We start from the raw sequence: 11,808 nt of genomic DNA, 5'->3' as shown, positions 1-11,808 counted from the left end.
AAAATGTCTCTTGAATGGTATTACTGGCTTTTATTTGCCGCATCGTGGATTTTTGCCATAACTTTTTGGGTAAAATCAGCTGATATTTCTCAAAAATGGCTACGCTTCACCTTCGTTATCGCAGGTATCATCGCCTTTCTCCTCCCCTTTTTCTGGGGCTGGCTGGTGAGTTAGGGAAAATCAGTTACTTAATTAAGGGTGTTTATGATGTTAAAAGCTTATCCTGCAATTTATCATGATATTGGGTTGAATTTCCGGAGTTTGCAGGAGGTACTCAAAATGGGAACTTTGAAGAAGCGATGATAAATGCTCAAGAGTTTTTACAAGCTATCTTGGAGACTCACCAAAAAGAGGGAATCACTTGGCCAAATCCAAGTGATATGGAGCAAACATCTTGTACAGATAGCTCTGCTAACCTAGTTAATGTTGAAGTTCATGAAAATCAACCAAAACTTTAGTGAAAATGTCTTTCAACGTTTTTCAAAAATTTACTTTTATGGTAAAATTGAAAGTGAATTTATTTAGATAGGTTGGATTGTTTACATGGAAAAAACTTTCTTTATGATTAAACCAGATGGTGTGAAACGCGGACTTGTTGGTGAAGTATTGCACCGTATCGAACGTCGTGGTTTCAAAATTGAAAAATTGGAAATGCGTATGGCAACTTCAGAATTGCTAGAAAAACACTACGAAGACTTAGTTGACCGTCCATTTTTCCCATTAATCGTAGACTTTATGACAAGTGGTCCAGTGATTGCTGGTGTTATGTCAGGTGAAGAAGTGATTTCTTCTTGGCGTACAATGATGGGAGCAACAAACCCTAAAGAAGCTCTTCCTGGAACAATCCGCGGTGACTATGCACAAGCACCCGCAGAAGGAGCAGCAACATTTAACATCGTTCACGGTTCAGATTCACCAGAATCAGTTGAACGTGAAATTGCCCTTTGGTTTGGGGAATAATTTGATAGTTTAGTAGCTGACAAGCGCTTAAAGGCGCTTGTTTTTTAGTTTTCAAAAGAGTAAAATGTAAGGGATTACTTAATATTAGAGAAGAAGGAAAAACTATGAGTAATGGAAAAATTTTAGGCTTGGATATTGGTGTAGCTTCCGTTGGTGTTGGTATTATTGATTCAAAAACAGGAAATGTAATACATGCCAATTCGCGTTTATTTTCTGCTGCAAATGCTGAAAATAATGCTGAAAGGAGAGGTTTTCGCGGTGCAAGACGTTTAACCCGTCGTAAAAAACATCGTGTAAAACGTGTTCGTGATTTATTTGAAAAATATGATATTTCAACTGATTTTAGAAATCTAAATTTAAATCCGTACGAACTTCGTGTTAAAGGGTTAACGGAACAATTAACAAATGAAGAATTGTTTGCTGCTTTGCGTACAATTGCAAAAAGACGCGGCATTTCATATCTTGATGATGCAGAAGATGATTCAACAGGTAGTTCAGATTATGCAAAATCTATTGATGAGAATCGTCGTTTGTTGAAAACTAAAACTCCAGGTCAAATTCAATTAGAACGATTGGAAAAATATGGTCAATTACGTGGAAACTTCACAGTGTATGATGAAAATGGTGAAGCTCATAGACTAATTAACGTTTTCTCTACTTCTGATTATAAGAATGAAGCACGTAAAATTTTAGAAACTCAATCAAACTATAATAAACAAATTACAGATGAGTTTATTGAAGACTATATTGAAATCCTAACTCAAAAAAGAAAATATTACCATGGGCCAGGTAACGAAAAATCTCGTACAGATTACGGACGTTTTCGTACAGATGGAACAACCTTGGAGAATATCTTTGGAATTTTGATTGGAAAATGTAGTTTTTATCCTGAAGAATACCGTGCTTCTAAAGCTTCATATACTGCGCAAGAGTTTAACTTTTTAAATGATTTAAATAATTTAAAAGTTCCTACTGAAACTGGTAAATTGTCTACTGAGCAGAAAGAGTATTTAGTAGATTTTGCTAAGAAATCAAAAGCACTCGGTGCTTCTAAATTATTAAAAGAAATTGCGAAGATAGTAGATTGTAGTGTAGATGATATTAAGGGCTATCGAGTAGATAATAAAGATAAGCCAGATTTGCATACTTTTGAGCCTTATCGTAAGTTAAAATTTAATTTAAGTTCAATTGATATTGATGAACTATCAAGAGAAACATTAGATAAACTGGCAGATATTTTAACGCTTAATACAGAACGTGAGGGTATTGAAGATGCTATCAAACGCAATCTTCCAAGTCAATTTACCGAAGAACAAATTTCTGAAATTGTCCAAATTAGGAAAAATCAAAGTTCAGCATTCAATAAAGGTTGGCATAGCTTTTCAGCTAAATTGATGAATGAATTAATCCCTGAACTGTATGTAACATCTGAAGAACAGATGACAATTTTGACAAGACTAGAAAAATTCAAGGTTAATAAAAAATCATCAAAAAATACAAAAACAATTGATGAAAAAGAAATAACAGATGAAATTTATAATCCTGTTGTAGCAAAATCAGTTCGACAAACAATTAAAATCATTAATGCGGCTGTTAAGAAATATGGCGATTTTGATAAGATTGTTATCGAGATGCCACGAGATAAGAATGCTGAAGATGAGAAGAAATTTATTGATAAAAAGCAAAAAGAAAATAAAAAAGAAAAAGATGATTCTTTAAAACGAGCAGCTTTTCTTTATAATGGTACTGATAACTTACCTGATGGCGTTTTTCATGGCAATAAAGAGTTAAAAACTAAAATTCGCCTTTGGTATCAACAAGGTGAGCGTTGTTTATATTCTGGTAAGCTAATTTCTATTCATGATTTAGTGCATAATTCAAATAAGTTTGAGATTGATCATATTTTGCCTCTATCACTTTCTTTTGATGATAGTTTAGCTAATAAGGTTTTAGTGTATGCTTGGACTAACCAAGAGAAGGGACAAAAAACTCCTTATCAAGTTATTGATTCTATGGATACGGCATGGTCATTTAGAGAAATGAAAGATTATGTCTTAAAACAAAAAGGGCTTGGTAAGAAAAAATGTGAATATCTTTTAACAACAGAAAATATCGATAAAATCGAAGTTAAAAAGAAATTTATCGAACGTAATCTTGTGGACACTCGTTATGCTTCACGAGTAGTGCTTAATAGTCTTCAAACAGCATTAAAAGAGTTGGGGAAAGATACTAAAGTTTCTGTTGTCAGAGGTCAGTTTACATCACAGCTCCGCCGAAAATGGAATATTGATAAATCGCGCGAAACATACCACCATCATGCTGTTGATGCTTTAATTATTGCTGCTTCAAGTCAATTGAAATTGTGGCAAAAACAAGAAAATCCGATGTTTGAGAGCTATGGTGAAAATCAAGTGGTGAATAAAGAGACTGGTGAAATTTTAAGTATCTCTGATGATAAATATAAAGAATTAGTTTTCCAACCACCTTATCAAGGATTTGTAAATACGATTTCAAGTAAAGGATTTGAGGATGAAATTTTATTCTCTTATCAAGTTGATTCAAAATTTAATCGTAAAGTCTCTGATGCTACTATTTACTCAACACGAAAAGCTAAACTTGGAAAAGATAAAAAAGATGAAACTTATGTTTTAGGGAAGATAAAAGATATCTACAGTCAAGATGGTTTTGATACTTTTATTAAAAGATATAAAAAAGATAAAACACAATTCTTGATGTATCAAAAAGATCCTCTAACTTGGGAAAATGTTATTGAAGTTATTCTCAGAGATTATCCAAGTGAAAAACTTTCCGAAGATGGTAAAAAAACTGTAAAATGCAATCCTTTCGAAGAGTATCGTAGAGAAAATGGCTTAATCTGTAAATACAGTAAAAAAGGAAATGGAACACCAATTAAGTCTCTTAAGTATTATGATAAAAAATTAGGAAATTGTATTGATATAACACCTGAAAAATCTAAAAATAGAGTTGTATTGAGACAAATTTCTCCATGGCGAGCTGATATTTACTTTAATCTAGAGACTTTAAAATATGAACTGATGGGATTGAAATATTCTGATTTAAGTTTTGAAAAAGGAACTGGTAAGTATCATATCTCACAAGAAAAGTATGATGCGATAAGGGAAAAAGAAGGTATCGGCAAAAAATCAGAATTTAAGTTTACTCTTTACCGAAATGATTTGATTTTAATCAAAGATACTCTAAATAATTGTGAAAGGATGTTAAGATTCGGCTCAAAAAATGATACATCTAAGCACTATGTGGAATTAAAACCATTAGAAAAAGGAACTTTTGATTCTGAGGAAGAAATTTTACCAGTTTTGGGAAAAGTTGCAAAAAGTGGACAGTTTATTAAAGGTTTAAATAAACCTAACATATCAATCTATAAAGTTCGAACAGATGTTCTTGGTAATAAATTCTTTATTAAAAAAGAAGGTGATAAACCTAAGTTAGATTTTAAAAATAATAACAAATAATTGAAATTTGGGGTTGCAATTTTTATGTAAACGCTATATAATAGTTTTTGCAAGGGACGTCTTGCACGGTTACTTAAATCTTGCAGAGCCTACAAAGATAAGGCTTCATGCCGAATTCAAGCACCCCATGTTTACATGGGGTGCTTTTCGTTGTGTAAAAAGGAGAGTATGATGACTTGGAGAGTTGTGCATGTCAATCAAAGTGAAAAAATGCATTTGAAATTGGATAATATTGTTATAAAAAAGCAAGGTGAAGAATATACGATACCGTTAAGTGATATTTCAATCATTGTCGCTGAAGGTGGAGATACAGTAGTAACTCTTCGTTTGCTTAGTGCTTTGAGCAAATTCAATATTGCTCTTATTGTTTGTGATAATGAACACTTACCGACAGGTATTTATCATGCACCGAATGGACATTCTAGGGCTTATAAGAGATTGCAAAAGCAGTTAGAGTGGAGTCAGGAGCAAAAAGATAAACTTTGGCAAATTGTAACCTATTTTAAAATTAATAACCAACAAGACGTATTATCTCTATTTGAAAGAGATATCGATGCAATCCAATTGTTAGCTGACTATAAAGATCACATTGAGCTAGGGGATAAGACTAATCGTGAAGGACATGCGGCTAAAGTTTATTTTAATGAGCTTTTTGGTAAAAAGTTTACGCGCGTGACACAGCAGGAAGCTGATGTGATTAATGCTGGACTAAATTATGGATATGCAATTTTAAGAGCACAGATGGCTAGGATTGTTGAGGGATACGGTCTAAATCCTTTAGTTGGTATCTTTCATAAAAATGAATATAATCAATTTAACTTAGTAGATGATTTAATGGAGCCATTTAGACAAATCGTTGATGTTTGGGTTTATCAAAATTTGCGAGATAAAGAATATTTAAAATATGAATATCGCTTGGCTTTAACAAATTTATTAAATGCTAAGATTAAGTATGGTAATGAGAATTGTACGGTGACTGGAGCTATGGATAAATATGTTCAAGGTTTTATAAAATGTATTGACAAGAAAGATACTAGTAAGTTTTTCTGTCCGGTGGTTTCTAGTCTAGAATTGGAGTCTTAAGATGAGGTATGCTGCAATGAGATTATTATGTTTTTTTGATTTACCGATGGAAACTGCACAAGAAAAAAGAACTTATCGAAATTTTAGAAAAGAGTTAATTGCTAATGGTTTTGAAATGTTGCAGTTTTCTGTTTATTATCGTACATGCCCAAATCGGAGTTTTGCTAATAAGTTTTATAAAAGATTGCAACAAAGTAATTTACCAGCAGGTAATGTGCGACTTTTGGCTGTAACTGAAAAACAGTTTTCAGAAATGACTTTGATTGTTGGAGGTAAAACGAAACAAGAAGAAGTTGTTAGTGATAATAAATTGGTGGTTATATGAGATTACATTTTACGCATCCTTTTAAAGATAATCTTGATATTCATTTTGGACAATTTACACAAATTATTGGTCAAAATCAGCAATTAAAATATTATATGTGGCAATTATTTATATGGTATTTTGACGGCAAAAAATATTCAGAAGAAGATTTATCGTTGTTTAACCAAGAAGAACCAGAAATCTTGTGTGAAGAAAAAAGTTTAAAAAGAAATGATTTTAGTATTATTTCAATTTCTGATATTAAAGATTTACTTGAACAGATGTCTTATAAAAAAGGTACAGTGGCCTTTGATTTTATGAAAATAAATCTAGATACAGTTGATGTTATGGAAGAAATCGATGAAATCAATGATAAATTAGAAAAAGTTTCTTTGACTGTTAATCAAGCTCTAGACTTATCGATTAAAGATGTAACTTATCATACAGAGAGTTGTATGGTTACGGCTGAACACTTATTGAGTAAGTATTTTCAACCATATTTTAAATATCAAGACAAAAATATTGCTTTTGAATTTGTTGATAACGAGATTAAGGTAATGTTTTTACTCAAAATGTTAAGTGAAAAATTATCCAATGATACTAGTAACATTCTTCTGATTTTTAAGAATATGGATGATTACCTTGATTATGCCTCATTTATAAGAATTTGTCAGGTTATCACAAGAATGACTGATGAGTTTCCAAATTTTTATTGTACGATTTTTCCGTCAAACGAAAGCTACTTGTATGTGACTAAAGAGACAATAGAAAATATTACCATTGTTTCAGATTATATTGAATCTTTGTTTGATCTTGATTTTATGTATGAAAGGTTTCTTGGAAGATATCCATCCAACAATGTACCAACAAAAAAAGAATTTTTAATTCTTTTACAGAAGAATGCAAGTTATTTATTTAGTGAGCAAATTTCATATGTGAGTTTAGGAATTTCGGATATGGTAGCTATCAAGATACTAAATAGTTTATATCACTATGATAAGTCAGTTAAATATCCAATTTCAGAGATAAATCAGCTTGAAATAAGCTTTCTTAAGGATAAAGATTGACTTTTAGGCTCAATGAAATTATAATTCTTGTAGAGTATAAAGACCCAAAATGACGATTTGAGGTTTTTGTACTCTCAAGATTTAAGTAACCGTAAAACATAATATCACAAAATTTTACGCATTCAACCGTTTTTGTACTCTCAAGATTTAAGTAACCGTAAAACCAATAGTACCGTCTGAAAAGTAGCATTTAAGTTTTTGTACTCTCAAGATTTAAGTAACCGTAAAACACAATACTGTTAAGACTCTTATCTAAAATAGTTTTTGTACTCTCAAGATTTAAGTAACCGTAAAACATAATATCACAAAATTTTACGCATTCAACCGTTTTTGTACTCTCAAGATTTAAGTAACCGTAAAACCAATAGTACCGTCTGAAAAGTAGCATTTAAGTTTTTGTACTCTCAAGATTTAAGTAACCGTAAAACACAATACTGTTAAGACTCTTATCTAAAATAGTTTTTGTACTCTCAAGATTTAAGTAACCGTAAAACCTCAGGATTAATGCTTATTATTGCTAACATGTTTTTGTACTCTCAAGATTTAAGTAACCGTAAAACTTAACTGACTTCAAACCTCTACACCAAACAGTTTTTGTACTCTCAAGATTTAAGTAACCGTAAAACTTCAATAATCATATTAATGATTTCAACGCTGTTTTTGTACTCTCAAGATTTAAGTAACCGTAAAACATCATACCATGGTTGCCATTGTCCTTCCAAGTTTTTGTACTCTCAAGATTTAAGTAACCGTAAAACTATTTCCATTTATAACACTTGTGCCAAACTGTTTTTGTACTCTCAAGATTTAAGTAACCGTAAAACTCATGTACTTTGAAACATGTATTATGACGGGTTTTTGTACTCTCAAGATTTAAGTAACCGTAAAACATTGTGTCGCCAACTTGCACTTGATAGTCCGTTTTTGTACTCTCAAGATTTAAGTAACCGTAAAACTGAGTCACTTGTGGACTCGTACCCATGTCAGTTTTTGTACTCTCAAGATTTAAGTAACCGTAAAACCCTCTAATGGTTTATCAATAACAGATACAGGTTTTTGTACTCTCAAGATTTAAGTAACCGTAAAACTATACAGGTGTTAGCGTGCCTAAATTCGTAGTTTTTGTACTCTCAAGATTTAAGTAACCGTAAAACCAGGGGTCGATAACAACATCACCCTCATCCGTTTTTGTACTCTCAAGATTTAAGTAACCGTAAAACTTGGATTAAACAGATATGACTTTGTGACGTGTTTTTGTACTCTCAAGATTTAAGTAACCGTAAAACCGAAAATTAAACGTTTAGGTTCAAACACATGTTTTTGTACTCTCAAGATTTAAGTAACCGTAAAACCCAGTGTATAATATTAAAAAAATCCCGATTGTTTTTGTACTCTCAAGATTTAAGTAACCGTAAAACGAAAGTGCTGTTAGCTGAGAAAGCTGAATAGTTTTTGTACTCTCAAGATTTAAGTAACCGTAAAACTAGATTGTTATTTTGAGAATGACGGAAGTTGTTTTTGTACTCTCAAGATTTAAGTAACCGTAAAACAATGTAAAGATAACAAAGGGCTAAGCTGGGTTTTTGTACTCTCAAGATTTAAGTAACCGTAAAACCAAAAATGAACGAACTGGGAACAGAAGTACGTTTTTGTACTCTCAAGATTTAAGTAACCGTAAAACCCAAACCAGCAACAATGTCTGCAGCAACTTGTTTTTGTACTCTCAAGATTTAAGTAACCGTAAAACTTTGTAACCCCAGTCAATGTTTTTTGAACTGTTTTTGTACTCTCAAGATTTAAGTAACCGTAAAACCTGTTTCTAATTCTTTCATTTTTACCTCTTGTTTTTGTACTCTCAAGATTTAAGTAACCGTAAAACCAATTGATCCTTTAGGCGTTTTAACTTGTGGTTTTTGTACTCTCAAGATTTAAGTAACCGTAAAACTGTTGACTATGTTTCCTCACCTCTTTCTATGTTTTTGTACTCTCAAGATTTAAGTAACCGTAAAACGCTGATTAATGCATTCAACAAGGCGTTGTCGTTTTTGTACTCTCAAGATTAAAAACCACTAAAACACCAAAACCACCTAGAAATTTCCAGGTGGTTTTTCCTATATGGGTCATAGGTTTGCTAGGTTAGATTGGCCTAGTCGTTCAAGTGGTCTATGGCATACTGAGCTTCTTCGGTGGTGAATTTTGCGCGGTGTTCAGAAGTGAGTTGTTCGTAGATTTCATCTGATGACAAGTCTAGTGTTTTCTTATAACTTTTTGCTTTTTCCAAGACAGCTTTTTTATAGTCTAATTTGGCATGGTCGATAGCGTACTGAGCCTGCTCAGCAGTGAATTTATCGGCATTTTCGTTAGACAATTGGTCGTAGATACCTTGTTTTGACATGTGCATAACCTTATAATAGCTCTTTGCTCTCTTAAGCGCAGCCTTTTTGTAATTAGCTTTCAAATGGTCAACGGCATATTGAGCATCTTCGGCAGAATATTTTTCAACATCTGATGTCAATTGGGCGTAAATGCCTAATTTTGACATGTTCATGAGCTTGTAGTACTTTTCAGCCTTGCTTAGAGCTTTTTTCTGGCTACTAGTCGCTGCAGCATAGATGATATGAGAGTGCGAGACAAGCGGTGGAATTGTTATGAAAAAACTAGACAATCTTAATAGTGCCAAAGCACAGGCAATAATCATTGTTCTCTTTTTCATGATGTTCTCCTTATCAACGGTTAAGTGTGTGAGATAGGATAATACAGTTTAAAATGAAGTGTGGAAGTAAGTTATTGTCTAATTTTCACTTAAATGATAGCGCTTTATTTATAAAATGTAAAGAAATCTGAGGCTCTTTTTAATAAGTGATTTTCCTTGCTTTTATCGCTTGTTACTAAACTTTTTATAGCACCCAAGGTGTTTATTTGTTATAATAGAAATAGTGATTAATTGTATAGGATTATAGGATAGATGGATATTCAAGAATTAAAAAAACGACAAGAAAAGATTCGCAATTTCTCAATTATTGCGCATATTGACCACGGAAAGTCAACTTTGGCTGACCGTATTTTGGAAAAGACTGAGACTGTTTCTAGTCGTGAAATGCAAGCTCAACTCTTGGATAGCATGGATTTGGAGCGTGAACGTGGTATCACAATCAAGCTAAATGCTATCGAGTTGAATTACACAGCTAAAGACGGTGAAACTTACATTTTCCACTTGATTGACACACCGGGGCACGTTGACTTTTCATACGAAGTGTCACGTTCTCTAGCGGCATGTGAAGGGGCTATTTTGGTTGTCGATGCGGCACAAGGTATCGAAGCTCAAACCCTTGCCAATGTTTACCTAGCCCTTGATAATGATTTGGAAATTCTACCAGTTATCAATAAAATTGATTTGCCAGCAGCAGATCCAGAGCGTGTGCGTCAAGAAATCGAAGATGTGATTGGTCTTGATGCGTCAGAAGCAGTACTTGCCTCAGCAAAAGCTGGTATCGGGATTGAAGAAATCCTTGAACAAATCGTTGAGTACGTGCCAGCGCCAGTAGGAGATGTTGAAGCACCACTTCAAGCCCTTATCTTTGACTCAGTTTACGATGCTTATCGTGGAGTTATTTTGCAAGTGCGTATTGTCAATGGTATGGTGAAACCTGGTGATACCATTCAATTGATGTCAAATGGTAAGACATTTGATGTTACTGAAGTTGGTATCTTCACACCAAAAGCAGTTGGACGTGATTTCTTAGCAACTGGTGATGTTGGTTATATCGCGGCGTCAATCAAGACAGTTGCTGATACACGTGTAGGTGATACTGTAACGCTTGCTAACAACCCAGCAGCAGAACCGCTTCACGGTTATAAACAAATGAACCCAATGGTGTTTGCTGGTCTTTACCCAATCGAATCAAATAAATACAATGACCTTCGTGAAGCACTTGAAAAACTTCAATTGAACGATGCTAGTCTTCAATTCGAGCCAGAAACATCACAAGCTCTTGGATTTGGTTTCCGCTGTGGTTTCTTGGGACTTCTTCACATGGACGTTATCCAAGAACGTTTGGAACGTGAGTTTAACATTGACTTGATCATGACAGCGCCATCTGTTGTTTACCATGTCAATACGACTGACGGCGAAATGCTAGAAGTGTCAAACCCTTCTGAATTCCCAGACCCAACTAAGGTTGCAAGTATCGAAGAACCATATGTCAAAGCACAAATCATGGTTCCGCAAGAATTTGTTGGAGCGGTTATGGAACTTGCGCAACGCAAACGTGGTGATTTTGTGACAATGGATTACATCGATGAAAATCGTGTTAATGTCATTTACCAAATCCCACTTGCTGAAATTGTCTTTGATTTCTTTGATAAATTGAAATCATCAACCCGTGGTTATGCTAGTTTTGATTACGAAATTTCAGAATACCGCAAATCCAAATTGGTTAAAATGGATATTCTGCTTAACGGAGATAAGGTCGATGCCCTTAGCTTCATCGTTCACAATGAATTTGCCTATGAACGTGGTAAATTAATCGTTGAAAAATTGAAGAAAATCATTCCTCGTCAACAATTCGAAGTGCCAATTCAAGCGGCTATCGGTCAAAAAATTGTTGCTCGATCTGACATCAAAGCCCTTCGTAAAAACGTTTTGGCAAAATGTTATGGTGGTGACGTTTCTCGTAAACGTAAATTGCTTGAAAAACAAAAAGCAGGTAAAAAACGTATGAAAGCTATCGGTTCAGTTGAAGTGCCACAAGAAGCCTTCTTGTCAGTTCTTTCAATGGATGACGAAAGCAGCAAAAAATAAAACATAAACAGCTGAAAGAATTTCTTTCAGTTGTTTTTCTTGTAAATTTTGTACATAAAACATCATAAAAAGAGAATTGTTAGAGAGTTGTGCAAATTT

Annotated in this window: 9 protein-coding genes and 1 CRISPR repeat array; of the genes, 8 read left to right on the top strand and 1 reads right to left on the bottom strand. The window is 33.5% G+C overall.

Going from position 1 to position 11,808, the window contains the following annotated elements; all coding sequences use genetic code 11:
* Positions 1-3 precede the first annotated feature (3 nt).
* The 7 genes from STRINF_RS08125 (at position 4) to csn2-St (ending at position 6,908) form a co-directional block, all read left to right on the top strand.
* The gene (locus STRINF_RS08125; protein WP_006532629.1) at positions 4-174 is read left to right on the top strand and encodes a hypothetical protein; all 171 of its coding nucleotides are present in this window, start codon (positions 4-6) and stop codon (positions 172-174) included.
* A gap of 125 nt (positions 175-299) precedes the next feature.
* Positions 300-458 (top strand): hypothetical protein, encoded by a 159-nt coding sequence (locus STRINF_RS10260; protein WP_006532628.1) that lies wholly within the window; start codon positions 300-302, stop codon positions 456-458.
* 85 nt (positions 459-543) lie between these two features.
* Entirely contained in the window at positions 544-960 is a 417-nt protein-coding gene (ndk, locus tag STRINF_RS08120) for a nucleoside-diphosphate kinase (RefSeq protein WP_006532627.1), read from the top strand.
* Positions 961-1,064: 104 nt separating this feature from the next.
* Positions 1,065-4,454, top strand: a complete 3,390-nt coding sequence (gene cas9, locus STRINF_RS08115) for a type II CRISPR RNA-guided endonuclease Cas9 (protein ID WP_006532626.1) — start codon at positions 1,065-1,067, stop codon at positions 4,452-4,454.
* 171 nt (positions 4,455-4,625) lie between these two features.
* Positions 4,626-5,537 (top strand): type II CRISPR-associated endonuclease Cas1, encoded by a 912-nt coding sequence (cas1, locus tag STRINF_RS08110; RefSeq protein WP_043878432.1) that lies wholly within the window; start codon positions 4,626-4,628, stop codon positions 5,535-5,537.
* A gap of 1 nt (position 5,538) precedes the next feature.
* A complete protein-coding gene (cas2, locus tag STRINF_RS08105; protein ID WP_006532624.1) occupies positions 5,539-5,862 on the top strand; it encodes a CRISPR-associated endonuclease Cas2 in 324 nt (107 codons plus the stop codon).
* Positions 5,859-6,908 (top strand): CRISPR-associated protein Csn2-St, encoded by a 1,050-nt coding sequence (csn2-St, locus tag STRINF_RS08100; RefSeq protein ID WP_006532623.1) that lies wholly within the window; start codon positions 5,859-5,861, stop codon positions 6,906-6,908. Before cas2 ends, csn2-St begins: the two co-directional genes overlap by 4 nt.
* Before the next feature lie 62 nt (positions 6,909-6,970).
* A CRISPR array of direct repeats spans positions 6,971-8,919; the repeat unit is 36 nt; unit sequence GTTTTTGTACTCTCAAGATTTAAGTAACCGTAAAAC.
* Positions 8,920-9,054: 135 nt separating this feature from the next.
* Here csn2-St and STRINF_RS08095 read toward each other — a convergent pair.
* Positions 9,055-9,621, bottom strand: a complete 567-nt coding sequence (locus tag STRINF_RS08095) for an Ltp family lipoprotein (RefSeq protein WP_006532617.1) — start codon at positions 9,619-9,621, stop codon at positions 9,055-9,057.
* 252 nt (positions 9,622-9,873) lie between these two features.
* On the opposite strand from STRINF_RS08095, the gene lepA reads away from it, so the two are divergent.
* Positions 9,874-11,709: a translation elongation factor 4 gene (lepA, locus tag STRINF_RS08090; RefSeq protein ID WP_006532616.1), complete on the top strand. Its 1,836-nt coding sequence runs from the start codon at positions 9,874-9,876 to the stop codon at positions 11,707-11,709.
* Positions 11,710-11,808: the final 99 nt, after the last annotated feature.

This window comes from Streptococcus infantarius subsp. infantarius ATCC BAA-102, from assembly GCF_000154985.1.
Taxonomy (GTDB): domain Bacteria; phylum Bacillota; class Bacilli; order Lactobacillales; family Streptococcaceae; genus Streptococcus; species Streptococcus infantarius.
The sequence above is the reverse complement of the archived record's forward strand: the minus strand, read 5'-3'. Positions and strand labels throughout refer to the sequence as shown.